We start from the raw sequence: 26334 nt of genomic DNA on the forward strand, positions 1-26334 counted from the left end.
AAGCAGATGCGCAAAGTGGATTGGAAAAAAAGACTGGTACAGGCTGCCTGGATTTTGGCAGGGGTTGGTACTATCGTACTGATGGGCGCTGCTATGCAAAAGAAAAGCCAAAAGGCCTGTAGCGATATTAAGATTGAAATATCAGGGATAGAGGAAAATATGTTTATCGATGAAAAAGATATTCTTGAATTGATCAACCAGCAACAGAAAACCATCGGAACACCGATAGCAAAGCTTAATCTCAGAGCGATGGAAGCAGCTATGGAAAAAAATCCCTGGGTAAGAAATGCAGAGCTTTTTATCAATAATCAACAAGTGCTGGAGGTTCAGATCGATGAAAGGCAACCAGTAGCAAGGGTTTTTACAACACAGGGAGGTTCCTTTTATGTGGATAGTGGCGGACTAAGACTCCCCCTGAGTGACAGACTAAGCGCACGTGTGCCAATGTTCACAGGGTTTCCATCAGATAATATTAAGCTATCAAAACCAGATAGTTTATTACTGAATGATATAGTAAAACTGGGCAGTTATATACTGGAAGACAGTTTTTGGATAGCGCAGGTGGCACAGATTGATATAGAACCGGGTAACCAGTTTGAACTGGTGCCGGTATTTGGTGAACATATTGTTAGCATCGGAGGGGCAACTGATCTTGATGCCAAGTTTAACCGCCTGTATACTTTTTATAAGCAGGCCTGGTTACAGCATGGTATCCATTATTATGAACGAATCAATGTACAATATGATAAACAGGTGGTGGCAGTAAAAAGAGGCATGAGTGGTATTAAACAAGATTCAACCGCAGCACTGGAACTGATCAGGCAGATGACAGCCCCGGTTACAGACAGATCTGTTTTGCCGGTTGAAACAACAAAGACTCCGGTAAAAGACAGTGTTGTAAAATTATCGGCACCGGTTAAAAGTCCTGTTAAAGAAACACCTCCTCCAAAAACTGTTACCAACATCAACAATAAAACAAATACGAAACCGTTATCGAAGAAGGCTGAGCAGAAAAAAGAGGAAAAGACAATAAAGCCTAAGCCTAAAGCAGTGATGAAGAAGAGTGAGTAATGAGTGTGAATTGTCAATGGTGAATTGTGAATGTATTGACCATTCACCATTGACAATTCACGCAAAAAAATGGAAACAACTAAAACGCATACCTTATGAATCACAATGAATCACCAATCATTGTTGGTCTGGACATCGGAACTACAAAGATCGCAGCTATTGCAGGTCGCAAAAACGAGTATGGCAAATTGGAGATACTCGGGTTTGGACGTGCCAACAGCAGCGGCGTGCAGCATGGTCAAGTGTTGAATATCGACCAAACGATCAAAGCAATCCAACAGGCTTTGTTAAACTGCTATGAAAGTAATCCTGATCTGGAGATCAATGAAGTATATGTGGGTATAGCCGGACATCATATCAAAAGTCTCCAAACCAGGGGAGATATGGTTCGCCAGGATCCGGAAACCGAAATACAACGCTGGGAAATTGACCAGTTGCTGAACAATCAGCGCAAAACATTTATTCCTGCAGGTGATCAGATTATTGATGTGATACCACAGGATTTTCATGTAGATAATATCCAGAACATCAAGGACCCCGTTGGATATAATGGCGTTAAAGTAGGAGCCAATTTTCATATCATTACCGGCGACAGAAACGCTATTCGTAATATCCACCGCGCTGTTGACAGAAGCGGTTTAAGCACTAAAGACCTTGTATTACAACCATTGGCTTCTGCAAGTGCTGTAATGAGTGAGATCGACATGGAAGCAGGTGTTGCCATCCTTGATATTGGTGGTGGTACCAGTGACCTGGCTGTTTTTTATGAAGGTATCCTGAAGCATACAGCGGTTATTCCTTTTGGTGGTGAAAATATTACCAATGATATCCGTATGGGATTAGGGGTATTAAAAAGCCAGGCTGAAGCCATGAAAGTGCAGTTTGGTAGTGCTTTAGCTGATGAAGCCAAAGCTAATGCCTATATCACCATTCCTGGACTGAAAGGCATGCCTGCAAAAGAAATCAGTGTTAAAAACCTGGCAGCAATTATCCAGGCGAGAATGAGTGAAATACTTGATTTTGTTACTTACCATATTAAAACAGTGGGTCTCGACAGCCGTGCGCTGAATGGTGGTATCATCCTTACTGGTGGCGGATCTCAGTTGAAACACCTGATTCAATTAACAGAATATACTACCGGCTTGAATGCAAGAATCGGGTTGCCGAACGAACACCTGGCTCCGAACCATATTGAAGAGTTGAAGAAGCCGATGTATGCTACCTGTCTTGGGTTGATACTTAAAGGTTACAGCGACTACGATCATAAGTACAAAGAGTTTAATGAACAATTCAAGAAGATCGAAGTGCCTAGGAACCTGAAAGTTGAAGCTGCAGCCGAGGTAGAAATGCCAGTAACATCGGCACCTCAGGAAGTAGACGGAAATGCAAGAAAACAGAAGTTCTGGGATAAGTTTAAAAACAACCTGATAGATCTGTTTAAAGAAGAGGAAGACCAGGTAATAAAATAAAATACAGTTAACATACGTTTCCTATATATCGTCCCATTGAAAACACAGTAATCTACTAACCCCTATAAATCGTTCTCTATGATTCACTTTGATCTTCCCAAACAGAAATCTTCCATCATCAAGGTACTTGGTGTTGGAGGCGGCGGGAGCAACGCTGTTAACTTCATGTTTGATCAGAATATCGAAGGTGTTGATTTTATTATCTGTAATACCGACGCCAAAGCAATCGAACAAAGCAAGATCCCGAATAAAATACAATTAGGCCCACACCTTACACAAGGTTTAGGCGCAGGTGCCAACCCTGAAGTTGGTAAAAAAGCAACGGAGGAATCGCTCGAAGAAATCAAACGCATACTTGAAGTAAATACCAAAATGGCATTTATTACTGTAGGTATGGGTGGTGGTACCGGTACAGGAGGAGCTCCAATTATTGCACAAATCTGTAAAGAACTTGGCATACTTACCGTTGGTATAGTAACAACGCCATTCGGATTTGAAGGCCCGCGCCGACAGCTACAGGCTGACGAAGGTATTCGCCAGTTAAAGCCTTATGTGGATACATTGCTGGTAATCAGCAACGATAAACTGAGGATCCAATATGGTAACCTCAAAATGAAAGAAGCATTTGCAAAAGCAGATAATGTTTTGGCAACTGCTGCGAAATGTATTACAGATGTAATCAACAGCCGTGGACATATCATCGTCGATTTTGCGGATGTATGTACGGTGATGAAAAATGGCGGTGTAGCAATTCTCGGTAAAGCAGAAGTAGAAGGTGAAAACCGTGCGCAACTTGCCATTGAAGAAGCACTTTCCTCTCCATTGCTGAATGATAATGATATCAGAGGAGCTAAATGGATACTCATTAATATCAACAGTGCTGAAGGTGATCATGAGTGTACCATGGATGAATTGGAAACCATCAATAATCACCTGCGCATGCAGGCTGGCGAAGACACAGATGTGATTGTTGGTATGGGTTATGATAATACACTGGATAAAAAAATTGGTATCACACTGATTGCAACTGGATTCGAACACAAAGACCCTTTCGCAAAACCAGTTGAGCAAAAAAAGCCAGAACCCAAGCAGGAGAAGATTGTTATGACATTGGATGTTGAACAGGCAGAACAAAAGCCGGTACAGCAACCAGTTCAACAAACACTCCCCCTTGAAGATAAAGATCCATTTGCACCAAGAATGGAAGAAGCGGTTGAAGAAACACCGGTGCTGAATATTTTTGCCGCTACACCTATTGTAGCTGAGGAACCAGTGGTTGAAGAACCAGCAGAAAATTTCACACTACAGTTTGAACTAAGTACTGAAATAACGGAAGAAATAGCTGTACCTGAAGTTCCTAAAGAAGAAGTACATGTTACTAAATCTATAGTACAGGATGAGATGCTGCAGTTCAAAGTAAACGAACAGCCTCAACAACCAGTAACTACCATGTTCAGCAAACCCATGAATATTTACGCTGAGCCTGAAAAACAAGCACCAGCTCCTTTACAGGAAATGGTGCAGCCTGTAAAACAGATTGTAGAAGAAAAACCAGTAGCGCAGGAAGAAGATATGATGATGCAACTGGTAGAGAAAGAAGAAAAACCAGCTCCTGTAGTTGCAGTTGCTCCGCCAACAAACTTTATTGATGATTCGGTATTAGATGATGCGGAAGAGCAGAAAAGAAGGGCAGCAGAGCGCATTCAGAAATTACGTAATCTTTCTTTTAACATGAATAACAGCACGGACGCAAATAATGAGTTTGACAATGTGCCAGCATATGTAAGAAGAAATATGGAACTTTTTGGAAATACACTTACTTCTGTGGAAGACTTTTATAGTAAATACACAGTAGGTAAGGATGAAAATAATCAGACCCAAATTTCTACCATCAATACTTTTTTGGATGGTAAGAAGCCTGATTAACGATTGCTTATCATAGCGTTTTAGCCTGGTGATTTTAGTTGTTGACCCCGACCTATGCGTCGGGGTTATTTTTTAGAACATTATTGTCGGATATTTGTTATACCTGTACAATCATGGAAACAATACTTATTACTGGTGGAACGGGTATGATAGGCCATTACCTCACCAAATTACTGGTGGAGAGGGGCTATCGTGTAACCTGGCTAAGCAGAAAAGCTGGAGAAGCATACGTTGACGGAAAACAGATTAGTATTTATTCATGGAATATTCAGGAGCAAACCATTGAAGAAGCAGCAATCAGTAGCGCTGATCATATCATCCATTTAGCTGGGGCAGGAGTAGCAGATAAAAGGTGGACAGAAGCCCGTAAAAAAGAAATACTGGATAGCAGAACTCACAGCAGTAAGTTATTGGTGCAGGCACTTCAAACGATGCCTAATAAAGTTAAAACTGTTGTAAGTGCGTCCGCAATTGGCTGGTATGGTCCAGACCGGGAAGATGTTCGATTGCCGTTTACCGAGGACATGCCTGCTTATCCTGGTTTTTTGGGCGATACCTGTAAAGCATGGGAGGAGAGCATAGCTCCAGTTACAGACAGTAATAAGCGACTGGTTCGTTTGCGTGTTGGAATAGTATTGAGTGGGACCGGAGGTGCTATTGCTGAATTTAAAAAACCAATTGCTGCAGGCATCTTACCCATATTTGGTACAGGAAAACAAGTAGTAAGCTGGATACATATAGAAGACCTGTGTAGGCTCTTTATCTATGCCATAGAAAACCCGGAGATAGCAGGGGTATACAATGCAGTGTCTCCAAATCCGGTATCAAGCAGAAACCTGATGAAGGCCCTTGCAAAAACTATGCGCAGGTCATGGGCCATCCCAATTCCAATACCTGCATTCTTTTTAAAACTATTATTGGGAGAAATGAGTATCGAAATCCTCAAAAGCACAACCGTAAGCAGCCGGAAAATCCAGGCCACAGGTTTTGTTTTTAACTATCCGGGAATTGAGGAAGGGGTTAGGGGTTAGGTATGAGGTATTAGGTGTTAGCCATTAGCCATTAGCTATTAGCACTAATACCATAACCTAAAGTTTTTTAAATCACTTATAAATCACCCATAAATCAGACATCAGACATCAGACATCAGACATCCGCCATCAGCGATCTGCCATCCTAAAGGTCTCTCCTCTTATGTATTCTATAGCAAATAAACCAGATTAGTGCAGTTAATACAAGGGTTAAGCCAACATGCATTGGGATGGCATCAAGTGCTTTTTGATATCCGGCTTTCATGTCTTGCCCGAATTTGCCAATAAACGCAGGTACAGGAATTAATCGGTCTGATATTTCAAATGGGAAAAATTTTCCGATATCAGTTTTTACCTGGTATTTAAACCAGGATACAGCAATGTTTTCCAGTATAAGGTAATGAAACAGAAATAGGCCGAGTGCAATGAAGGCTTTTTTAATCAAATACCCCAGTAAAAAAGCAATAGATAACTGTGAAAATGTCTGGAGAAAAAATAATGGTATGTATTGCAATTGTTCTGACCAGCGGTAGAAATTTTTATCGTCAGTGTATGCGCCATAAGCAATGGCAACAATCGCATAAGATAATGTGATGATGAATGTTACTATCAATACATCGCAGAGCTTACTCGTTATGAAATCTTTTCTTGACCAACCATCAATGATATTCTGTCGATGTGTTCTATAATTGTATTCATTGGTTACCAGCATAATTACAAGTATTGCGGGTAATACAATAAAGAATGAGGAGAAGAATGCAACAGTATGCCATGTTTCAGGAAAAGCATAGGGGTTGCCCAGAAGCATTTTTGCTATTTCTCCCATTTCTTTTCCTTTGGTAATATCTTCATACACCTTCAGGAACATCAGGTTAATGCTGGGATAGGTTAAGGCAACGATACCTAACATCCACCAGAATGCCGGGTATTTTTTAATTTTTAACCATTCTATTTTTATAAGGGAAAGCATAGTTTCTTTTTTAGGATGAATTAGTCGTTGGTTAATTCGAAGAACTTGGTTTCAAGACTCTTCTTCTTTAACAATAATTGATTGAGTACAACGCCATGTTCGAAGCAATGGCGGTTCAGGTCTTCCATGCGGGCAGTGCCGAGTGGGAAAAACAATTCAAACAATTTGCCATCTTGCTTCAGGTGCGAATGGCCGTTATAGCTTTCTAATACAGCTTTAAGTTTATCTGTATCTGTGGCAGAAATTTCAACGATATCTTCATTAGCCAATACTTCATCAACTTTTCCCGCAGTAATTAATGTGCCTTTTTTGAGGATGGCTACATGGGTGCAAACTTTTTCAACTTCATCGAGCAGGTGACTTGCCATGATGATGGTTTTTCCTTCCCTTGCCAGTTGCTTAATTAATTCCCTGATCTCCGCAATACCAACCGGATCGAGTCCGTTGGTTGGTTCATCAAACACCAGCACTTCCGGATTACCCAGTAATGCGGCTCCTATTGCAAGCCTTTGTTTCATACCTAAGCTATAGGTTTTGAACTTGCTGTTTTTACGTGCAGACAGTTTAACAATTTCCAAAACCCTGTCTATATCTGCAGCATCACCACGCCCACTGATTGCCTTGGTAATATTGAGGTTGTCAACAGCGGAGAGATAATGATAAAAATTGGGGGTCTCAAGCAATGATCCAATCTGTTTCCTTGTTTCTGGTGAACCCGGTTTTCCAAACCAGGCATAAGTGCCTGAATTCGATTGTAAAATATCCAGGATAATACTCAACATGGTTGTTTTTCCACTACCATTTGGACCCAGGATACCGAAAACACAGCCTTGGGGAACATCAAAAGAAACATTGTTCAATGCCTGGATAGATCCATATCTTTTAGATATTCCCTGTATAGAGAGGACAGGTTGCATAAGCAGTTGTTAACGATGAATAATAATCAAGGCATATTAATGCCTTAATTCCGAAGATACTTAGAATATTTTCAGATTCCCAGAAATGGGATGATCTGTTTTTTACATGTATCAGCGGTAGAAGGGGAGGGCGAATATATCACCAACCCTCTGCGAAACCTCCGTTTTCTCTCTGTCTCTGCGGTGAGTAAAAGGTCTGTTTACCGCAGAGGCACTAAGTGAGCAGAGGCTTCGCAGAGTGGGGTGATTAATTCCTGAGCGGGCGCCCGCTTTTGAGAACACTTTGGATACGTTCGAGGGTTTTTCTTTCTCCGCAAAGACTTAAAAAGGCTTCTCTTTCAAGATCCAGTAAATATTGTTCGGTTACGAGGGTTGGTTCACTAAGATCGCCTCCACACATTACATAAGCCAGTTTACGCGCAACTAATGCATCGTGGTCGGTTGCGTAGTTGCCTCTCCACATGCCATTTATGCCAGCGTAGAGGGCACCAAGTGCGGAGCGGCCGAGCACTTTAATATCGCTTCGTTGTATTGGTGTAGTGTAGCCACTATCATATAATTCAATAACAGATTTTTTTGCTTCGGTGAGTCTTCTGCCGAGGTTCATCACTATTTCATCAGCACCCTTTCTCAGAATACCCATTTCAACAGCTTCCTGTGCAGAGGTAGCTACCTTGGCGGTTGCGATGGATAAAAACCGATTCTTTAAAGTGATGGTTTCTGGTTCATCTTCGTGCATATCATCTGCAGCACGTAATACAAATTCTTTTGTTCCACCACCACCGGGTATCAATCCAACGCCCAATTCAACCAGTCCAATATAAGTTTCAGCAGCCGCACAAATTTTATCGGCATGCAGGTTCATTTCACAACCACCGCCCAGGGTAAGCCCGTGAGGGGCCGTAACAACCGGAACAGAAGAATATCGCACACGCATCATAGTATTTTGGAACATGCGTATAGCCATATCCAGTTCATCATATTCCTGTTCAATGGCCAGCATAAAGATCATGCCTACATTTGCACCGGCACTGAAGTTGGCGCCTTCGTTTCCGATGATCAGTCCTTTGAATTTTTCTTCAGCGATACCGATAGATTTGTTGATGCCTTCCAAAACCTCGCCGCCGATACTATTCATTTTTGTGCTCCATTCTAAACCGGCAACACCATCACCGATATCGTATAATCTGCAGGCACTGTTTTTCCAAACGAGTTTGTCTTTATGATTATTGAGTACTAAGAATGATTCTCCTCCAGGTATAGTCTTGTATGATTTTGAAGCCTGGTCATAATACATTCTTTTACCCTGCTCTACTTTATAGAAACTGGTAGCACCAGATGCCAACATTTCATCGATCCAGGCTGCAACACTATAACCAGCGGCTTTCATGGCTTTTACGGTTGTTTCAACACCAACCGTATCCCAGCTTTCAAAAGCACCTATTTCCCATCCGAAACCAGCCATCATGGCATCATCTACGCGATAAATATCATCACTTATTTCTGGGATGCGATGAGAGATATAAGAGAAAAGAGAGAAATGAAATGCACGATAAAATTCACCTGCTTTATCAGTTGCAGCAGAGAGCATTTTAATTCGCTGTTTCAGATCATCAACAGGTTTAGCTGCTTCGATGCTGGCAAATTTTGGTTTGTTTCTCGGACCATATTCCATGGTCGCGAGGTTCAGAGTTTGTATTTCCTTGCCTTCAGCCGATTTTATTTTTTTGAAAAAGCCCTGTCCCGTTTTATCTCCTAACCAGTTGTTGGCAACAATAGTATCAAGCCATGCAGGAATCGTGAAAATATCTTTTGCTTCATCCGTAGGACAATTATCTGCCACTCCTTTGGCTACTTTAACGAGAGTGTCGATGCCAACCACATCGGCGGTTCTGAAAGTTGCTGATTTGGGTCTGCCGATAATTGGACCGGTAAGCGCATCTATATCATCAATTCCTAAGCCCAGCTTATCCATGATATGAAAAATACTCATGATGCTGAATACACCAATTCTGTTGGCGATAAAGGCAGGTGTATCTTTACAAAGCACCGTTGTTTTACCAAGGTGCAGGTCACCATATTCCATTAGAAAATCAACTATCTCAGGATCTGTGTATGGTGTTGGAATAATTTCCAGCAAGCGCAAATAGCGTGGGGGATTAAAGAAATGTGATCCGCAGAAATGCTTTTTAAAATCATCCGATCTGCCCTCGGCCATCAAATGAATGGGTATACCTGAAGTGTTGGATGTAACCAGCGTGCCCGGTTTACGAAATGCCTCCACTTTTGTATAAATCAATTGTTTGATATCCAGTCTTTCAACAACCACTTCAATGATCCAGTCGCAAGTGGCAATATCTTTCATATTATCATCGAAATTGCCGGTCTTGATATGTTTGATTACCTGTTTGCTATAAACAGGAGAGGGGTTGCTTTTAATGGCAGATTGTAAAGCATCATTCACCAGTTTGTTACGTTCTGCTGGTTTGGTGCTTTCTTCAGCACCTTTGGTAACCATGTCTAACAAGAGTACCTGTACCCCAATACCTGCAAAATGACAGGCGATACGAGACCCCATTACACCACTACCCAATACCGCTACTTTTTTGATGGAACGTTTCATAAATTAAGCTTTACCGTAAAATTAGTTAGTTATGCAACTATTTGTATCGAAGGTAAGGGAAATTATTTTTAATACAGTGGGTTGGGAATCTGTGGTATAGACAAAAAATATCCAACAATAGGTTCTGGCAAGGGAACGATATTGTTGGATATCAATGGGTCTTCAGTAGAATAGTTATATCATGTTATTTATTCCTCCGAAGGAGCCGCACCTTTGTATGCCATGTAGAGGCAACCCAGGTAAACAATTAATAAAATGTATACTAACATAATCGGGGGGGATTTGTTTCCTACAATTTAAGATGAATGGCGCATATTTCAGGGAGGTTTAACAGTACTTTTATTCACTATATGTGGATAGACGAATGAATGAACTGATTTATAGCGGCTTAGGGTATGTTAAGTTTTTTCAAAACAGCTTTTGAAGTTTTATCTGAAGTAGTATTTTTTGGCTGCAAGCTGCAGGCCGTTGTTGACCTGCGAAAAACAGCTTCTAGCCACTAGCTGCTAGCTACTAGCTTTTTTTGCTTTTAATTTAACCATCCACAAGCGTGGAAATAGTAATTAAATATTTATTTTAAGTGGGTTTATTACAAAACAAATTCGCAAGACTTCTCATTTATTCAAATAATAGCAGAAAACCTAAAATAAGCACCCATCAAGGCTAGCAGCTAGTAGCTAGAAGCTCGCAGCCTATTTTCCCCTTAAAGCAATGGCTTGCAGCCCAAATTGTCTGCCATTCAACAATATTCGATTGATTTTGGGCTTCTTTCAGTTATTTTTGTTTACATGGAGCTCACACCCGAACTTGTTGATCATCTCGCGCATTTATCCAGGCTGCATTTTTCTGATGAAGCGAAAAAGGAAATCCAGGCCGATATGCAGAAAATGGTAGCTTTTGTCGAGAAACTTTCAGAGCTCGACACAAGTGGTGTACAACCAATGTTGCACATGGGGCAAACATTTAATGTACTGAGAGAAGATGAATTGAACGGTTCAGTAACGAGAGAACTTGCATTAAAAAATGCACCCGGCGCTGACGAGCAATTTTTCAGGGTGCCTAAAGTGATCAGAAAATAGTTTAATAAAATACGCATTCAGACATGTCAAACCAGGTAATCATCCGACTCGAACAGATCCAGAAAAGTTATTTTATGGGGAGCCAGGCCATTCCTGTACTCAAGGGCATATCTCTGGATATCCGTAAAAATGAATACGTAGCATTAATGGGACCATCTGGTAGTGGTAAAAGTACCCTCATGAATATCCTGGGTTGTTTGGATTCACCTACTGGAGGGAAATACATACTGAACCAGAAAGATGTAAGTAAGATGTCTGATGATGAACTGGCAGAAGTGCGTAATTCTGAAATCGGCTTTGTATTCCAGCAATTTAATCTCTTACCAAGACTAACCGCGGCTGAAAATGTGGCATTGCCTTTAATTTATGCGGGTGTTAGTAAAAAGGAAAGAATGGAAAGGGCAATGGCTGCATTAGAAAAAGTAGGACTTGCGGATAGAAGTCACCATAAATCGAATGAGTTAAGTGGTGGACAGATTCAGCGTGTGGCAATTGCGCGGGCCTTGGTTAATAATCCTTCCATTTTGCTGGCAGATGAACCTACCGGTAACCTTGATTCAAAAACATCGGTGGAAGTAATGGAGATATTTGGCAAAATACAGGAAGCGGGTAATACCGTGGTACTGGTTACCCACGAAGAAGATATAGCAGCCTATGCACACAGGGTAGTACGTTTACGCGATGGATTGGTGGAAACGGATAAAACCAGGAATACTTCAATGGCAGGATTCTCATAGTCTAAATATTTAGTACCGCATTAAATTTTCGTTGCTTAAATCTGAACCAATTGAATCTGTTTTTGTATATCAAACTGAATTTCTAAACAATGGCATTAAAGATTTATACAAAAACCGGCGATCTGGGTAAAACATCCTTAATTGGAGGTACCAAAGTGCCTAAGAACCATATTCGTATTGAAACCTACGGAACAGTAGATGAATTGAATTCACATATAGGAATGGTAAGTGATTGTTTCGATGAAACCCATTCACGCACGGTACTGAAAGAAATACAGGATCGTTTATTTACCATTGGATCTTCCTTAGCTTGTGACCCTGATAAAGAACCACTGATGAAACTTCCAGATTTGAAGGAAGCCGATATTACTGCGCTTGAAATGGAAATCGATAAAATGAATGAAGTGTTGGCGCCAATGAAATTCTTTATTCTTCCTGGTGGACATATAGCCGTTTCTTCAGCGCATATAGCGCGTTGTGTTTGCAGAAGGGCAGAACGGAATTGTGTGAATATGCAGGAGCAGGAAATTTTTGTAGACCCAATGGTAATCAAATACCTCAATCGGTTGAGTGATTATTTATTCGTCCTCGCCCGCTTCATAGCCCACCACCTGGGCGTAGCAGAAGTAGCGTGGAAACCGAGGGTTTGATTTCACGTGAATTGTCAATGGTGAATGGTGAATGAAAATGTACAATTCAAAAATCAAAAATCAAAATTCAAAAATCAAAATTCAAAATTCAAATTGACAATTCACCATTGACAATTCACCCCTTTCAGCTCATCCTCCCATCCTTCATATGTAGCACGCGATCGCTTAATGCTGCCAGTTCCTCATTATGGGTGACGATTAAAAAAGTTTGCTGAAACTGTTCGCGAAGTTGTCCGAATAAGGCATGTAATTCGCGGGCATTGGTGCTGTCCAGGTTACCTGTGGGTTCATCCGCAAAAATGATATCGGGCTGGTTTATCAGTGCCCTTGCAACGGCTACGCGTTGTTGTTCGCCTCCTGATAATTGGTTAGGTTTGTTTTCCATCCGGTCTTGTAATCCCAGGAGTTCAAGTAGTTCGATAGCTCTTTTTTCCACATTTTTTTTAGGTGTGCCTGCGATCCACCCGGGTATGCAAACATTTTCCAGTGCAGAGAATTCGGGTAAGAGATGGTGAAACTGAAAAACAAAACCAATATGCCGGTTACGGAAAGCAGATAATTTTTCACCTTTTAACAGATCAACCTGCTGCTGATTGAGCCAGATAGACCCGCTATCAGCCTTATCAAGGGTTCCAAGGATATGCAACAGGGTGCTTTTGCCGGCTCCGGATGAGCCTACAATACTTACCATTTCCCCTTTAGACACGTCAATATTTACACCTTTCAGTACCTCCAGTTGACCGTATTTCCGGGTTATATTGACCGCTTTTAGCATATTTTGAACCTGTTTAGACGCTCAAACTTAGCCTATATCGGGCTTTTTTTAAACATTTCTTTACACAGGAGGGCCGGGCACATTTGGTAGTATCATATATACGGTTACATTTGCAAAAAATTAAAAGGTAAGTTATGTTCTGGACATTAGAATTGGCAAGTTATCTGGAAGAAGCTCCCTGGCCAGCCACCAAAGATGAACTGATTGATTATTCAATCCGTAGTGGCGCGCCTATTGAAGTGGTAGAAAATCTCCAGGAGCTGGAAGATGAGGGTGAAGTGTACGAGAGCATAGAAGATATCTGGCCTGACTATCCAAGCCAGGAAGACTTCATGTTCAATGAAGACGAATACTAATACCCGCTTTCAGGAAGAATAGATCAAGAAAAAATCCCGCTACAGCATTGTGGCGGGATTTTTTTGTGCTGATAGCTTTTAGCCATTAGCCTTTAGCTGTTAGCTTTTCTTTTTAAAAGTAAGTTTAAAATAGAGCAGTACCAGCGTCAGGGTCAGCACTACAAAGTTGGCTACAATGACCGGACCGCTTTCTATGGCGAAACCATATACCAACCATACAATGGTGCTGGTAACAACAATGGTAATCATCCAGATACTCAAATCACCCACACTTTTAGACTGCCAGGATTTATATACCTGTGGAATAAAAGTAATAGAAGTAAGAAATGAGCCCAGGTAGCCGATTAATTCGATCCAATTCATAGTGTTATTATTTGATAATCGCTGATGGCTTATTTAAATATATCCGACATCAGCCATCAGCGATCAATACATGCTTATTCTACTCCCAATTTCGTCATCACATCCATACTCACCCCTGTGGTTGAATAACCGCCATCGTGGAAGAGGTTTTGCATGGTAACCATACGGGTGAGGTCGGAGAAGAGGGTGATACAGTAGTTGGCACAATCTTCTGCGCTTGCGTTTCCTAATGGTGCAATGGCGTTGGCATAATCAAAGAAATCGCCGAAACCTTTGATTCCGGTACCTGCTGTGGTTTTGGTAGGAGATTGTGATACGGTGTTGATACGAACCTTTTTCTCCAGACCATAATGGTATCCGAAACTACGGGCAATTGATTCCAGCATGGCTTTGATATCGGCCATGTCTGTATAGAAAGGATAAGTTCTTTGTGCCGCCATATAAGTAAGTGCAACAACACTTCCCCATTCATTAATGGCATCGAGTTTTTTTGCCACTGCCAGCATTTTATGAAGCGACATAGCAGATACATCGATACCCTTCATAAAGTAATCGTAATTAGATTCTGTATAAGGTATTTTTTTACGGATGTTAACGCTCATACCAATTGAGTGTAACACAAAATCGATTTTACCGCCCAAAACTTCCTGCGATTGGGTAAAAAGGGTGGTTAGTTCTTCTACACTGGTTGCATCTGCAGGAATAATCTGGGAATTTGTTTTTTCGGCCAATTTATTGATCTCACCCATGCGCATGGCAATAGGGGCATTGGTTAGTACAAAAGTGGCACCTTCTTCGTGTGCTTTTTCTGCCACTTTCCAGGCAATAGAATTTTCATCGAGGGCACCGGTAATGATACCGCGTTTTCCTTTTAGCAGGTTATAAGCCATATTGGTTGGTTTAAAAATGGTTTAGTAGGGGTAAAAGTATAGAATATCAGTTAAACCCTTTAATTCCGCATCATTTCCCTTGCATTTTCCATTGCTGCTGCGGTAGGTTTTTCTCCGCTGAGCATACGGGCAATAGCTGTTATGCGTTCATCAGTATCCAGTAAGCGGATATTTGTTTTTACCTGATCGGCAACAATTTCCTTGTAAACAAAGAAGTGTGCATCAGCTTTACCTGCTATTTGCGGCTGGTGGGTAATACAGATGATCTGCCTGTTGTTGGCCATGTTTTTCATGATCAATCCAACCTGTTTTGCAGCTTCGCCTGATATGCCTGAATCTATTTCATCAAATATCATGGTTGGCAGGTCGATAGAGGCTGCTACAAGCGATTTAATGCACAACATCAGCCTACTCAGTTCGCCACCGCTGGCGACCTTACGAATGGGTTCAAAGCGATTGTTATTACTTGCTTGTCCGGCAGGCTGGTTGGCATCAAAAAGAAAGTCGATCTGGTTCTTGCCAAATAAATGTAGTGCCACTGTTTTTATGTCGACTTTCAAACGTGCATTGGGCATACCAACCTGAACCAGTAAACGGTTTACAGATAACTCCAGAGGCTCCAACTGTTTCTGTCTGCTCACAGATAATTGTTCCGCCAGTTTCTCCGCCTCCTCGTATAAAATTTTTGCTTCTTTTTCTTTATTACTGATGGCCTCATCAATATTTAAAACCGCTTCCAGCTTTTTTGCTAGTTCTTCTTGAAGGGTCAACAATTCATGGGTGTTTTGCAGTGAATGTTTTTTCAGCAGTTTGTATCCCTGTGTTAAACGTTCGTTGATCCAATCAATTCTTTTTTCATCAAATTGAATCTGATCATTTATATGGTCAATTTCACCTGCAATATCCTGTAACTCAACCTGGGTACTTTGTAATCGGGTAATTATTCCGCCAAGGTCTTTTTGCAGCTCTGCAAAGGGCTGTAACTGTTGTAACAGTTGCTTAATGGTTGTAACAATCGGTTGTTCGCTTTCCCTTAGTTCATAAAATACTTTATTGAGTGCCGATTTAATACCTTCTGCACTGCTTAACACTTTCAGCTCCTGGTCGAGGTCTTCCAGTTCGTTTTCTTTGAAGGAAACCTCATTTAATTCATCCAATAAAAATTGATGGTAGTCCGCTTCTTTTGTGAAAGCATTTTTTTGCTCCTGCAGTTGTGTTAATTCTTTGGAAGTCTGTTGCCATTGCAGGAATATCTTTTTATACTGCTGTAAAACTGTTTCATTACCTGCTAATGCATCCAATACTTCCCGTTGAAAATCGCTGTCACCCAGTTCAAGTGTATCGAATTGCTGGTGAAGGTCTACAAGCAAAGAAGTCAACTGTTTTAATTGCTGAACTGTTGCCGGAGTATCATTGATAAAAGCCCTAGATTTTCCATTTGCTGCAATCTCTCTGCGCAGTACTAGTTCCGAATCATTATCAAATTCTTGTTCCTGTAAAAAAGATAAAACAGCCGGTTTGTCCAGTATACTGAAAACGCCCTCAATAAAACATTTCTTAGTCTTATTTACCAATACAGAACTGTCTGCCCTTTCTCCAAGTATCAGACTGAGTGCCCCCATCAAAATACTCTTACCCGCCCCCGTTTCCCCGGTAATAATATTCAGCCTATCAGAAAACTGAATCTCAATCTCATCAATGATTGCATAGTTCTGTATGTAAAGCTTTGTAAGCATAGTTTGAATTGTGAATTGTCAATAGTCAGTAGTGAACAACACTACCCCACAAATCCTCCATCCTCCATCAGACATCAGACATCCGCCATCCGCCATCTGCCATCTGCCATCTGCCATCTGCCATCTGCCATCTGCCATCTGCCATCCGCAAGTTATCTCAAATTCTATTCCCCTTTACACCTCAGTATCCCCGATTTTGCGCGTTGGTCGAGGGAGTTTTTGTATTCGTGATCACCCATGTCGAGACAACGCTGGTAATATTGAATGGCTATCGCTTTTTGTCCTTTGGCTTCATAAAGTTGTCCCAGTTGAACCGCCGCTCTTGCAGCATAATATTCTTTTCTGAATTCGCCCAGTCTTATAGCCGCTAAATAAGCATTGATGGCTTCAGGTTCTCTGCCCAGGTCATCATAAATACGTGCAACCCTGTAAACATACTCAAGTTTATCTTCAACGGTATCAAAATCGGCTTCTGTTTTTCCATGTAATAAAGCCAGTGCTTCCCGGTGGTAACCGCCGTCGTTTTGGAGGCGTGCTTTTAGCAATAATAGATTCGGCTGGTAATTCGCTTTTGCATCTTTGAGTGCTTTTTTATCTGCATCTGAATCGGTGGCCCCTTTCGTAAGCACGGATTGTCTGGCATTTTCCGCAGCGGCTTTATCGCCCAATAAATAATGGCATAACCTGATTTTATCATACACATCTTTCACATAAAAATTGCCCTTGAATTTGTGTAGAAATTTTTCAAAATAGGGGATGGCTTCTTCAGGCTTAAGCTGGTACATTTTTACAAATCCCATTTCAAAATCCCAGATGGCCAGATCAAGGTACTCGGGTGATTGATTTCTGTTCTGTACAATCTGTTGTGTTAACCGCGCCTGCTTATGGTTTAAACTAAGATTGGCAGCCATCCAGCCATGAAGGTGATTATTGATAAGGTCTAATTTCTTTTCCTGTATAAACGCCAATGCTTCATCTTTTTTATTGTCCATATAAAACAATAAATACGGGTAGATGAAATTCGCTTCATTGGCAAATATTTTAGCCACCGGATCATTACTATGCACAAATGAGTGTACTGTTTTTAGTCCATCCGTAACTGAGCCCCTCATGCCCAATACACTTGCAAGCCATTTATAACCTTTTGGAATCGTGCCAATCATGGCCTGTAAAGTACCATACATGAGATCATCAGGTATAAAGTTGGGAAAAGCTTTCCTGTTTTCTTTTAATAAATTCCAGGCTCTCCGGATATCCCATCCTGCTTCCCACATTTTACCAAATTTAATAGCGGATGCTGCTTTATGAATTCGAACTGTGCTTAATGCGAATCGATAATAGGGGGAGTTTGAAGGACCTTCTTCCAATAATTCAATCCTATTGCTGAACCTCGGTTGCCGAAGTTTATAGTCTGCCGGGTTTTCATTCAAAAAAAGTATGAGGAAGTCGATATAGCTTTCCAATACTATCGGAATCAGGTTCTCCGGATTTTGCTGGCGCGCTTTCTGAATCAATATTTGTCCCTGCCCTATTTTCAACCGTGTAATTTCAAAATACGCCTGTTGACAGGTTGCATTAAAATCATACACTTTTTGGCTCTTGCCCAAAAGCGAAAGGGATAAAAAAAGGAATACGAGGAAAGATAGTTTCATGTAGCCCGAAAATAAGAAAGGACAGCCAAATAGCTGTCCTTTCAAGAATCTTATAACAAGTGTTTATTTTACTTCTACGCTATCATTCAAGTCAGCATCTACCAGGATACGACCACAGTTTTCACAAACAATGATCTTTTTGTGTAAACGGATCTCGCTCTGGCGCTGAGGTGGGATAGAGTTAAAACAACCACCGCAAGCATCACGCTCAACCGGTACTACTGATAAACCATTGCGGTAGCTCTTACGGATACGGTCGTAGCTGTACAGGAGGCGCTCATCAATATGACCACGGGCTTCTGCACTTTGCTTATTAAAATGAGTTTCTTCTTTTTCCGTATCTGCGATGATTTTTTCCAGTTCGCTTTTCTTATGGTTCAATACACCATCTTTTACAGCGATTTGTTTTTTAGCAGCTTCCAGACTTTTTACTTTATCTGCAAGCTCTTCATTTGCATCGCGGATATGTTTTTCAGCCAGTTTAATTTCTAACTGCTGCATTTCAATTTCCTTATTGATAGCTTCGAACTCACGATTGTTCTTTACGTTCTCGCTCTGCTTTTCATATTTAGCAATCAAAGCCTCACTTTCTTTCATCGTATTCTTTTTGCTTTCGATGAATTCAGTGATACCGTTGATCTCTTCTTCAATGCGGGTCTGACGGCTCTGTAAACCCTGGATCTCATCTTCCAGGTCGCTTACTTCCATCGGAAGTTCACCCTTAAGAATTTGGATTTCATCCAGCTTGCTGTCAATCTTCTGCAACTTGAGCAGGTTAACCAGTTTTTCTTCAACCGAAAAGTCTTTAACGGAAGCCATATTGTATAAGTGGTTTATTGTAAATACTTGATTCCTGTACTTTGATCCTCAGATCTAGTTATTTTCCTCTCCTGTGAAGTAGTTCACCACATTGGTTTTTACCCCGGATTTGAGGACGGCAAAGGTAGGGAATTTAGCCTGTAAAACATCAAGCAGCAGGTCGATTGTATATTGTTCACTTTCCCAATGCCCTATATCGGCTATGACCATTCTGTCATTGGCATCAAAAAACTCGTGGTATTTAAAATCGGCGGAAATATAGATATCTGCCCCCTTCGAAAGGGCTTTTCCGGTTAAAAAGCTGCCAGAACCACCACAAAGGGCTACTTTTTTGATCTTTTTGCCCAAAAATGGGGTGTGTTTAACCATTTTCAGGTCAAAAGCCGTTTTCAGCATCTGGAAAAAGAAAAGCTCCTCCATAGGTTCGGGTAATTCTGCTATTAAACCACTTCCAACTTCCTGATAATCATTCGATAAACTCACAAGATCATAAGCTACTTCCTCATAAGGGTGTGCTTCAAAAAGGGCGGCCAGCACTGCCTGCTGTCGCCAGGCCGGAAAAATCACTTCTATTTTGGTTTCCCCTTCAAAATGGGTCTTACCGATCTCTCCTACATGCGGATTCGTTCCTTCCCCAGCCCTGAAACTTCCCGTTCCATCGGTTGAAAAACTGCAATGACTATATTTTCCAATATCACCGGCCCCTGCTGCAAAAAGGGCATTTCTGAGTTTTTCGGCATCAGCATGAGGCACAAAGCTGAAAAGTTTCATGAGCAAACCTGCTTTCGGCGCAAGTATTTTTCTGTTTATGAGGCCTAATCTATCGGCCATTTTATTATTTACCCCATGAATAACATTATCAAGATTGGTATGAATAGCATAAATCGCCACATCTTCCTTAATGGCTGAAATCACTGCTTTTTCTACATAATTCTTCCCATTAATTTTTTTAAGTCCACTGAAAATTATCGGGTGATGCGCCACTACCAGGTTACATCCTTTGGCTTTTGCATCCAATATCACTGCTTCCGTTGCATCCAGTGTGCAAACAATACCTGTGCACTCCCAGGAAGGAGAGCCGGTAATTAATCCTGCATTATCGTAAGACTCCTGCAAAGCAGGTGGCGCCAATTGTTCAAGTGCCTGTATAATATGATTGATCTTCATGTGTTTATTTTATTGAATTTAGTCACAAAGAATTCGCCAATGAACATTTCTGCTGATGTAAAATTTTAGTTTGGCTGATTTCATATTTGTTGATTGCTGCAGGCAAGTTACCTTCATTCTATAATTATAGGTATGCAGGAAGGAGATTTTCTTTTTTACGATGGACAAATGTTAAGGTCGGATAAACTATTGATTTCGCCTAATAACAGGTCGTACAGGTATGGCGATGGCTGTTTTGAGACGATTAAAATACTGGATGGCAGAATTTTGCTGGCCGATTACCATTTTGAAAGACTGATCAGCTCACTGGAGCTTTTGCATTTTAAAAAGTCGGGTTATTTTACCGCTTCCTGGTTAGAAAAACAGGTGATGGCTGTTGCCGAAAAAAATGGCCATAGTAAAAGTGGTCGAATCAGGCTTACTGTAACCAGGGGAGAGGGCGGTGTGTATGATGAACAAAATCAGTTTCCTTATTTACTGATACAAAGCTGGCCGCTGGCACATGGTAAATATGAGCTTAATGAAAATGGGTTGGTGATTGATTTATACAAAGATGCTCGTAAAACGATCGATCGTTTTTCAGCCATAAAAAGCAATAGCTACCTTCCTTATGTAATGGGAGCTTTATGGGCAAAGGAAAATCAACTAAACGATGCAATTCTGTTAAATGCCCAAGACCGATTAGCTGATGCAACCATTGCTAATGTATTTATTGTTGCCGGTAATGGTAAAGTAAAAACCCCGGCACTAACGGAAGGTCCGGTAAATGGCGTGATGCGCAGGAAATTATTAAAGTTGATGCGTGATGAAGGTATACCTGTAGAAGAAGGGATGATTAATGCCGAAGAATTAACTGAAGCATCTGAAATATTTTTAACCAACGCCATACATGGCATCAGATGGGTGAGACAACTTGGGAATAATAACTATACAAATACATTCGCAAGCCATTTATATAAGCTCCTGGTTCAGTCGGTTTAAACGGATTTTCATTTGAATCTTTGAACCATTTATGGCAAAAACTGTTAACCCTGAAAAATGATTTCATGAGATTATCTGTTCAGGTTATGTGGTTTCGAAGAGATCTACGCTTGACTGACAACGCAGCCCTATATTATGCGTTGCGAACAGGTGTGCCGGTTGTGCCCATATTTATTTTCGATAAAAACATACTGGATAAACTGGAAGACAAGTCAGATAGAAGGGTTTCTTTTATACATGAAGCCCTGAATGAAATGCAAACATTGCTTGCGTCATTAGGTTCATCACTGGAAGTTTATTATGGGAGTCCATTGGAAGTATATAAAGAACTGGTCAACAAATATGCCATTCAAAATGTGTTTACTAACCACGACTATGAACCTTATGCCCTTGAGAGAGATGAAGCTATAGCCAAATTTTTAAAGGAACAGGGTGTCGGTTTCAATACTTATAAGGATCAGGTGATTTTTGAGAAAAATGAAGTGGTAAAAGATGATGGTAAACCATATACTGTTTTCACACCCTATTCCCGTAAATGGAAGGCCAGGCTGAATGATTTTTACCTGAAAGCCTATCCAACTGAAAAATATTTCAGTAATTTTTTCAAACAACGGGTTCAATCAATTCCTACACTTGCTGCAATCGGGTTTAATGAAGCATCCAAAGTATTTCCCTCAAAACAATTAGAGGAACAAGTAATCAGGCAATATGGTAAAAACCGTGATTTCCCACATCTGCCAAACGGAACCTCAAAAATGGGTGTTCACCTTCGTTTCGGAACAGTGAGTATCCGTTACCTGGCAAAACAAGCCCAGGCATTGAATGAAGTTTACCTGAATGAATTGATCTGGCGGGATTTCTACCATGCCATTCTTTTCCATTTTCCTCATGTTGGAAAAGGAGCTTCTTTCAAACCCGAATATGATAAAATTGAATGGCGCAATAATGAAGCTGAATTTGAACATTGGTGCAATGGTACTACCGGATACCCAATTGTTGATGCAGGTATGCGTGAATTAAATGCAACAGGTTATATGCATAATCGGGTACGCATGATTGTTGCATCGTTTTTAACCAAGCACTTACTAATCGATTGGCGTTGGGGTGAAGCTTATTTTGCACAAAAGCTACTCGATTTCGATTTGGCTGCCAATAACGGTGGATGGCAATGGGCCAGCAGTAGTGGCTGCGATGCTGCGCCTTATTTCAGGGTATTTAATCCTAGACTACAAACAGAAAAATTTGATAAAGACCTCACTTATATTCGAAAGTGGGTACCTGAATTAAATGAGTTCAATTATCCTCAACCCATCGTGCAACATGAATTGGCAAGAAAACGTGTGCTTGAAGTTTATGCGAAAGCATTGAAGGGGTTATGAATGCAAAACCTGCTACAGTATTTGTTTTATCTGGATAAATACCGTTGCCCTATCTTTTCATTTCACTCGTTCTTTGCAGAGAAAGAAAATTACTCCTGCAAAAAGACAATAATTTCTTCACGCAACGGTAATATACAGCAGAAGGCAAGGCGATAACTTCACGCTCTCAAAATTTAATGATTATGCGTTTGTTATCAACCCTTATTGCTACGCTCATTTCCGTTGTTGCAATGGCACAAGATAAGGATCAGAAAATTATCATCATCACAACAGATGGTTTAAGATGGCAGGAAGTATTCAAAGGAATGGATGCCGAAATTGCTCGAAACCCAAAATTTAACCAGGAAGACAGCCTCGGAATATTCAAAAAATATTGGGATAAAACAGAAGCTGGTAGAAGGCAAAAACTGATGCCTTTTTTTTGGGGAACTCTTGCAAAACAGGGGCAGTTATATGGAAACAGGGTTTATAATAACAAGGTAGATAATGCAAATCCTTATTGGTTCTCTTATCCCGGATATAGCGAAATTCTTACCGGGCATGTTGATACACTGATCAACTCAAATGAATATCCGCCCAATCCGCATACCAATATCCTGGAATTCTTCAATAAAATACCTGCCTATAAAAACAGGGTTGCAGCATTTGGTGCTTGGGGAGCTTTTGACAGGATCATCAACGAAAAACGAGCAGGTTTTCCTGTGCTGAATGCTTACGATGATAATACGGCAGTACTGTCAGATCCAATTATGAAAATGCTGAATGAAATGAACCAGACTGGGTTTAAGCCTTTTGGTACGGGAGAAACCCTTGATGTATTTACACATTTTCAGGCCTTTCATTATTTGCAGGTAAAAAAACCAAAAGTATTTTATATCTCTTACGGTGATACAGATGAGTTTGCACATCATGGCGATTACAAATACTATCTCGAAGCAACACATCAGTTTGATGAGTGGGTTGGACAAATCTGGAACTGGATACAGCACGATCCCGATTATAAGGATAAAACTACTTTACTTATTACAACGGATCATGGAAGAGGGGATCTGGTAAAAACTGAATGGACCTCACACGGGCAGAAAGTATTGGATGCTTCGCAGATATGGTTCACTGTAATTGGCCCTAAAGTAAAACCATCAGGGGAAATTAAGAAGGCTCAGCAGCTCTATCAAAAACAATTAGCAGCTACTGTGGCACAATTAGCAGGTTTCAACTATACTGCAGAACATGAAGTAGCCAAAGCTGTTGAAACAGAACAAAAATAATGAAGCACAGAACGTTTAAAATAGTTGCACCTGTTATACTGCTTTTACTTTTAATAACATCAGCAAAAGCACAAAAAACTAAACTGGCACCCTGGTCGAGGGGTATGTTCGATATCCATCACATCAGCACCGGCAGGGGAAACGCCACTTTTATGGTATTTCCGGATGGAACCACCATGCTATTTGATGCCGGAGAAATTTCCGATACACATCCCCGCACCGGATCTGACAGGAACAGCAGGTTACATCCAGACAGTTCAAAACAGGCTTATGAATGGCTTAGTCAATATATTACCGAGTTTTCGCCGTTTAAAAAACCTCAGATAGATTATGGTGTTATATCTCATTTTCATGATGATCATTTTGGTGAATGGGATACACTAAAAAAGAAATCAGTCTATGGTGATTATGTGTTAACAGGATTTACGGGTGTTGGCGATATTGTTCCAATTAAAGTTATGCTCGACAGGGGACATCTTGCGCCAGTCAATCTGCGTTCGGAAGCATTTCAGCAACGATATGCTAAAGATGAATATCATATTGTACAAACACTAAACAACTACTTTTCTTTCCTGGATACACATAAGAAGAAAGGAATGCAATACGATTCTGTTGTTGCAGGAGCAAATGATCAGTTCGTACTAACACACGAGCCAGGTAGCTTCCCCGGGTGGGAGATAAAAAATATAGCCGCAGGTGGTAGGGTAGCAACAGGATTTAAAAACAGGGAGTCTGTAAATGTGTTTCCGGAAGCATATTATCCCGGAGAAAATCCGCTGAGTGTTTGTTTGAAAATCCGCTATGGTAAATTTGATTATTTCACCGGCGGTGATGTTTCGGGTATTGATGAATTTGGTGCACCCGATTTTCACTCGATGGAGGCACAAATTGCATCATTAATCGGCGCTGTGGATGTAGCCACTTTGAATCATCATGGTAACCGCGATTCTCAACAGGGGGTTTATTTAAGAACCTTACGCCCCAGGGTTTGGATACAGCAAACATGGTCATCGGATCATCCGGGACATGATGTGTTGAGACGTATTATGTCTGCGAGTATATATCCCGGCCCAAGAGACTTGTTTGCAACGGATATGCTTGAATCTAATATTAATGTAATTGGAGATTCATTTGTGAACAGGGCTTATAAAGCAAAAAAGGGACATATTGTTGTACGTGTACACCCTGGAGGCGATCGTTATACAGTATATGTGCTGAATGATTCCAGTGCGGATAAATATATTGTTTCAGAACACGGACCATACCTGTCGAGATAAAATCAAAATTCAACACCCCCTTTACTTATAGTAAGCGATTTGCAACAGTAAAAAGGGTATTGAAGATTGCAGGTAAAATGAATTATCTGAAGCTGATTAATTCTACATCAAATATCAAAGTACTGTTGGCGCCGATCTGCGCGCTTACCTGACGTTCACCATATCCAAGATGAGGAGGAATAAAGAAACGCCATTTACTGCCAACCGGCATGAGTTGTAAGCCTTCGGTCCAACCCTTAATTACCATGTTCAATGGAAAGGCTGCCGGACGGCCACGTTGTACTGAACTGTCAAAAATAGTTCCGTCGATTAAAGTGCCGTGATAATGACAGGTTACTTCATTATGAGCTTTAGGCTTTTCACCCGTACCAGTGGTTAATATTTCATATTGAAGACCACTCTCAAGTTCAGTTACTTCCGGCCTTTGTTTATTGGTGGCTAAAAAATCCTGACCTGCTTTTAAATTGGCGGCAGCTTTTTCTGCCTTTAGTTGCGCTAACTGATCTGCTACTCCCATAAAATTACTTTTTACAAAACTAAGGGAACCTCTTTATTTATGAACGTTTATAAACGACAGAAACCGTTTATATTACAGATAAAATCAGGTTATGCAGGAAGATATCATTATTCAGATCAGTAATCGGCTGCGCGATTTGCGAAAAGAAAAAAATATTACACTGCAGGAATTGGCAGAAGCAGCCGGTGTATCGAAAGCAATGTTGAGTCAGGTTGAAAATAACCGGACAATTCCCTCTCTGACTGTTTTACTGAACCTGATTAAATCGTTGAATATAGACTTTAATGATTTCTTTAAAGACATCAATTTGCTTGCGCCAGATAGCAAGGTTATTTTCCGAAAAAAGGAACAATATCAACCATTTGAAAAAGAAAACGCAGTTGGGTTTTACTATCAGCGATTATTCTCAACAACTGTACAGGATTTTCACACTGATTTTGTTTTGTTGCGCTTATCGGCCAATGCTAAACGCCCGATGGTGCGAACAGATGCATTTGAATTTAAATACCTGATCAGTGGCAAAATAACTTATTTCATTGGCGAAGAGTCTTTTGATATGGAAGAAGGCGATTCTCTTTTTTTTGATGCAGGTGAATTACATAATCCTATCAATCGCGGAAATGAAGAAGCACTGATGCTGGTGGTTTATATCTTTAAGAATAACCCTGTGTGAGGCTTAAC

General features: G+C 40.8%; 24 protein-coding genes. 13 read left to right on the forward strand and 11 right to left on the reverse strand.

Going from position 1 to position 26334, the window contains the following annotated elements; all coding sequences use genetic code 11:
- Positions 1 to 6: 6 nt before the first annotated feature.
- The 4 genes from ACH30E_RS10030 (at position 7) to ACH30E_RS10045 (ending at position 5497) form a co-directional block, all read left to right on the forward strand.
- Entirely contained in the window at positions 7 to 1071 is a 1065-nt protein-coding gene (locus ACH30E_RS10030; protein WP_294995638.1) for a cell division protein FtsQ/DivIB, read from the forward strand.
- 95 nt (positions 1072 to 1166) lie between these two features.
- Complete coding sequence (gene ftsA, locus ACH30E_RS10035; RefSeq protein ID WP_490824713.1) at positions 1167 to 2540, forward strand: cell division protein FtsA; 1374 nt, start codon at positions 1167 to 1169, stop codon at positions 2538 to 2540.
- A gap of 78 nt (positions 2541 to 2618) precedes the next feature.
- Positions 2619 to 4466: a cell division protein FtsZ gene (gene ftsZ, locus ACH30E_RS10040; protein WP_490824714.1), complete on the forward strand. Its 1848-nt coding sequence runs from the start codon at positions 2619 to 2621 to the stop codon at positions 4464 to 4466.
- A 113-nt stretch (positions 4467 to 4579) separates the two neighbouring features.
- Positions 4580 to 5497, forward strand: a complete 918-nt coding sequence (locus tag ACH30E_RS10045) for a TIGR01777 family oxidoreductase (RefSeq protein WP_490824715.1) — start codon at positions 4580 to 4582, stop codon at positions 5495 to 5497.
- 145 nt (positions 5498 to 5642) lie between these two features.
- Here ACH30E_RS10045 and ACH30E_RS10050 read toward each other — a convergent pair whose 3' ends face one another.
- From ACH30E_RS10050 to ACH30E_RS10060, 3 genes are all read right to left on the reverse strand, one after another.
- Complete coding sequence (locus ACH30E_RS10050; protein WP_490824716.1) at positions 5643 to 6467, reverse strand: DUF2705 family protein; 825 nt, start codon at positions 6465 to 6467, stop codon at positions 5643 to 5645.
- Between the two features lie 20 nt (positions 6468 to 6487).
- Complete coding sequence (locus ACH30E_RS10055) at positions 6488 to 7384, reverse strand: ABC transporter ATP-binding protein (RefSeq protein ID WP_294995623.1); 897 nt, start codon at positions 7382 to 7384, stop codon at positions 6488 to 6490.
- Positions 7385 to 7631: 247 nt separating this feature from the next.
- Complete coding sequence (locus tag ACH30E_RS10060; protein WP_490824717.1) at positions 7632 to 10007, reverse strand: 3-hydroxyacyl-CoA dehydrogenase/enoyl-CoA hydratase family protein; 2376 nt, start codon at positions 10005 to 10007, stop codon at positions 7632 to 7634.
- A gap of 716 nt (positions 10008 to 10723) precedes the next feature.
- On the opposite strand from ACH30E_RS10060, the gene gatC reads away from it, so the two are divergent.
- The 3 genes from gatC to ACH30E_RS10075 all read left to right on the forward strand — a co-directional run bounded on the left by gatC (position 10724) and on the right by ACH30E_RS10075 (position 12473).
- Positions 10724 to 11086, forward strand: a complete 363-nt coding sequence (gene gatC, locus ACH30E_RS10065) for an Asp-tRNA(Asn)/Glu-tRNA(Gln) amidotransferase subunit GatC (RefSeq protein WP_490824718.1) — start codon at positions 10724 to 10726, stop codon at positions 11084 to 11086.
- 23 nt (positions 11087 to 11109) lie between these two features.
- On the forward strand, positions 11110 to 11823 hold the full coding sequence (locus ACH30E_RS10070) for an ABC transporter ATP-binding protein (protein ID WP_294995613.1): 714 nt from the start codon (positions 11110 to 11112) through the stop codon (positions 11821 to 11823).
- A gap of 89 nt (positions 11824 to 11912) precedes the next feature.
- Positions 11913 to 12473 carry a cob(I)yrinic acid a,c-diamide adenosyltransferase gene (locus ACH30E_RS10075; RefSeq protein ID WP_490824719.1) on the forward strand — a complete coding sequence of 187 codons (561 nt, stop codon included), beginning with the start codon at positions 11913 to 11915 and terminating at the stop codon, positions 12471 to 12473.
- A 124-nt stretch (positions 12474 to 12597) separates the two neighbouring features.
- On the opposite strand, the gene ACH30E_RS10080 is transcribed toward ACH30E_RS10075, so the two are convergent.
- Positions 12598 to 13248: an ABC transporter ATP-binding protein gene (locus tag ACH30E_RS10080; protein WP_490824720.1), complete on the reverse strand. Its 651-nt coding sequence runs from the start codon at positions 13246 to 13248 to the stop codon at positions 12598 to 12600.
- 134 nt (positions 13249 to 13382) lie between these two features.
- Between ACH30E_RS10080 and ACH30E_RS10085 the strand changes: the two genes are divergently transcribed.
- Positions 13383 to 13604 carry a DUF2795 domain-containing protein gene (locus ACH30E_RS10085; protein WP_026767946.1) on the forward strand — a complete coding sequence of 74 codons (222 nt, stop codon included), beginning with the start codon at positions 13383 to 13385 and terminating at the stop codon, positions 13602 to 13604.
- Positions 13605 to 13703: 99 nt separating this feature from the next.
- Here the strand turns inward: ACH30E_RS10085 and ACH30E_RS10090 are convergent, their stop codons facing one another.
- From ACH30E_RS10090 to ACH30E_RS10115, 6 genes are all read right to left on the reverse strand, one after another.
- Positions 13704 to 13967, reverse strand: coding sequence for a SemiSWEET family sugar transporter (locus ACH30E_RS10090; RefSeq protein WP_294995600.1), 264 nt, complete (start codon positions 13965 to 13967; stop codon positions 13704 to 13706).
- 74 nt (positions 13968 to 14041) lie between these two features.
- Positions 14042 to 14857, reverse strand: coding sequence for an enoyl-ACP reductase FabI (locus tag ACH30E_RS10095; protein WP_294995597.1), 816 nt, complete (start codon positions 14855 to 14857; stop codon positions 14042 to 14044).
- Positions 14858 to 14916: 59 nt separating this feature from the next.
- Positions 14917 to 16593, reverse strand: a complete 1677-nt coding sequence (gene recN, locus ACH30E_RS10100) for a DNA repair protein RecN (RefSeq protein WP_490824721.1) — start codon at positions 16591 to 16593, stop codon at positions 14917 to 14919.
- Positions 16594 to 16757: 164 nt separating this feature from the next.
- Positions 16758 to 18245, reverse strand: coding sequence for a tetratricopeptide repeat protein (locus tag ACH30E_RS10105; RefSeq protein WP_490824722.1), 1488 nt, complete (start codon positions 18243 to 18245; stop codon positions 16758 to 16760).
- Between the two features lie 63 nt (positions 18246 to 18308).
- Positions 18309 to 19064: a zinc ribbon domain-containing protein gene (locus tag ACH30E_RS10110; RefSeq protein ID WP_294995588.1), complete on the reverse strand. Its 756-nt coding sequence runs from the start codon at positions 19062 to 19064 to the stop codon at positions 18309 to 18311.
- 54 nt (positions 19065 to 19118) lie between these two features.
- The gene (locus tag ACH30E_RS10115) at positions 19119 to 20231 is read right to left on the reverse strand and encodes a Nif3-like dinuclear metal center hexameric protein (RefSeq protein WP_490824723.1); all 1113 of its coding nucleotides are present in this window, start codon (positions 20229 to 20231) and stop codon (positions 19119 to 19121) included.
- A gap of 132 nt (positions 20232 to 20363) precedes the next feature.
- On the opposite strand from ACH30E_RS10115, the gene ACH30E_RS10120 reads away from it, so the two are divergent.
- The 4 genes from ACH30E_RS10120 to ACH30E_RS10135 all read left to right on the forward strand — a co-directional run bounded on the left by ACH30E_RS10120 (position 20364) and on the right by ACH30E_RS10135 (position 25136).
- Positions 20364 to 21212 (forward strand): aminotransferase class IV, encoded by an 849-nt coding sequence (locus ACH30E_RS10120; protein ID WP_294995580.1) that lies wholly within the window; start codon positions 20364 to 20366, stop codon positions 21210 to 21212.
- A gap of 65 nt (positions 21213 to 21277) precedes the next feature.
- Positions 21278 to 22591 carry a cryptochrome/photolyase family protein gene (locus ACH30E_RS10125; RefSeq protein WP_490824724.1) on the forward strand — a complete coding sequence of 438 codons (1314 nt, stop codon included), beginning with the start codon at positions 21278 to 21280 and terminating at the stop codon, positions 22589 to 22591.
- Positions 22592 to 22773: 182 nt separating this feature from the next.
- Positions 22774 to 23859, forward strand: a complete 1086-nt coding sequence (locus ACH30E_RS10130; RefSeq protein WP_490824725.1) for a hypothetical protein — start codon at positions 22774 to 22776, stop codon at positions 23857 to 23859.
- Positions 23859 to 25136, forward strand: a complete 1278-nt coding sequence (locus ACH30E_RS10135) for a ComEC/Rec2 family competence protein (protein ID WP_490824726.1) — start codon at positions 23859 to 23861, stop codon at positions 25134 to 25136. The genes ACH30E_RS10130 and ACH30E_RS10135 overlap by 1 nt, the downstream gene beginning before the upstream one ends.
- 82 nt (positions 25137 to 25218) lie before the next feature.
- Here ACH30E_RS10135 and bamJ read toward each other — a convergent pair whose 3' ends face one another.
- The gene (bamJ, locus tag ACH30E_RS10140) at positions 25219 to 25653 is read right to left on the reverse strand and encodes a BamJ family beta-barrel-assembly machinery protein (protein WP_490824727.1); all 435 of its coding nucleotides are present in this window, start codon (positions 25651 to 25653) and stop codon (positions 25219 to 25221) included.
- A 91-nt stretch (positions 25654 to 25744) separates the two neighbouring features.
- On the opposite strand from bamJ, the gene ACH30E_RS10145 reads away from it, so the two are divergent.
- Positions 25745 to 26326 (forward strand): helix-turn-helix domain-containing protein, encoded by a 582-nt coding sequence (locus ACH30E_RS10145; protein WP_490824728.1) that lies wholly within the window; start codon positions 25745 to 25747, stop codon positions 26324 to 26326.
- Positions 26327 to 26334: the final 8 nt, after the last annotated feature.

The sequence above is a fragment of the Sediminibacterium sp. FW305-C-61 genome, assembly GCF_058231065.1.

What these genes read in the sequence shown, in the direction of transcription:
- ACH30E_RS10030 (WP_294995638.1), top strand. Translation starts at nt 7, where the DNA reads ATGCGCAAAGTGGATTGGAAAAAAAGACTGGTACAGGCTGCCTGGATT.
- ftsA (WP_490824713.1), top strand. Translation starts at nt 1,167, where the DNA reads ATGAATCACAATGAATCACCAATCATTGTTGGTCTGGACATCGGAACT.
- ftsZ (WP_490824714.1), top strand. Translation starts at nt 2,619, where the DNA reads ATGATTCACTTTGATCTTCCCAAACAGAAATCTTCCATCATCAAGGTA.
- ACH30E_RS10045 (WP_490824715.1), top strand. Translation starts at nt 4,580, where the DNA reads ATGGAAACAATACTTATTACTGGTGGAACGGGTATGATAGGCCATTAC.
- ACH30E_RS10050 (WP_490824716.1), bottom strand. Translation starts at nt 6,467, where the DNA reads ATGCTTTCCCTTATAAAAATAGAATGGTTAAAAATTAAAAAATACCCG.
- ACH30E_RS10055 (WP_294995623.1), bottom strand. Translation starts at nt 7,384, where the DNA reads ATGCAACCTGTCCTCTCTATACAGGGAATATCTAAAAGATATGGATCT.
- ACH30E_RS10060 (WP_490824717.1), bottom strand. Translation starts at nt 10,007, where the DNA reads ATGAAACGTTCCATCAAAAAAGTAGCGGTATTGGGTAGTGGTGTAATG.
- ACH30E_RS10070 (WP_294995613.1), top strand. Translation starts at nt 11,110, where the DNA reads ATGTCAAACCAGGTAATCATCCGACTCGAACAGATCCAGAAAAGTTAT.
- ACH30E_RS10075 (WP_490824719.1), top strand. Translation starts at nt 11,913, where the DNA reads ATGGCATTAAAGATTTATACAAAAACCGGCGATCTGGGTAAAACATCC.
- ACH30E_RS10080 (WP_490824720.1), bottom strand. Translation starts at nt 13,248, where the DNA reads ATGCTAAAAGCGGTCAATATAACCCGGAAATACGGTCAACTGGAGGTA.
- ACH30E_RS10085 (WP_026767946.1), top strand. Translation starts at nt 13,383, where the DNA reads ATGTTCTGGACATTAGAATTGGCAAGTTATCTGGAAGAAGCTCCCTGG.
- ACH30E_RS10090 (WP_294995600.1), bottom strand. Translation starts at nt 13,967, where the DNA reads ATGAATTGGATCGAATTAATCGGCTACCTGGGCTCATTTCTTACTTCT.
- ACH30E_RS10095 (WP_294995597.1), bottom strand. Translation starts at nt 14,857, where the DNA reads ATGGCTTATAACCTGCTAAAAGGAAAACGCGGTATCATTACCGGTGCC.
- recN (WP_490824721.1), bottom strand. Translation starts at nt 16,593, where the DNA reads ATGCTTACAAAGCTTTACATACAGAACTATGCAATCATTGATGAGATT.
- ACH30E_RS10105 (WP_490824722.1), bottom strand. Translation starts at nt 18,245, where the DNA reads ATGAAACTATCTTTCCTCGTATTCCTTTTTTTATCCCTTTCGCTTTTG.
- ACH30E_RS10110 (WP_294995588.1), bottom strand. Translation starts at nt 19,064, where the DNA reads ATGGCTTCCGTTAAAGACTTTTCGGTTGAAGAAAAACTGGTTAACCTG.
- ACH30E_RS10115 (WP_490824723.1), bottom strand. Translation starts at nt 20,231, where the DNA reads ATGAAGATCAATCATATTATACAGGCACTTGAACAATTGGCGCCACCT.
- ACH30E_RS10120 (WP_294995580.1), top strand. Translation starts at nt 20,364, where the DNA reads ATGCAGGAAGGAGATTTTCTTTTTTACGATGGACAAATGTTAAGGTCG.
- ACH30E_RS10125 (WP_490824724.1), top strand. Translation starts at nt 21,278, where the DNA reads ATGAGATTATCTGTTCAGGTTATGTGGTTTCGAAGAGATCTACGCTTG.
- ACH30E_RS10130 (WP_490824725.1), top strand. Translation starts at nt 22,774, where the DNA reads ATGCGTTTGTTATCAACCCTTATTGCTACGCTCATTTCCGTTGTTGCA.
- ACH30E_RS10135 (WP_490824726.1), top strand. Translation starts at nt 23,859, where the DNA reads ATGAAGCACAGAACGTTTAAAATAGTTGCACCTGTTATACTGCTTTTA.
- bamJ (WP_490824727.1), bottom strand. Translation starts at nt 25,653, where the DNA reads ATGGGAGTAGCAGATCAGTTAGCGCAACTAAAGGCAGAAAAAGCTGCC.
- ACH30E_RS10145 (WP_490824728.1), top strand. Translation starts at nt 25,745, where the DNA reads ATGCAGGAAGATATCATTATTCAGATCAGTAATCGGCTGCGCGATTTG.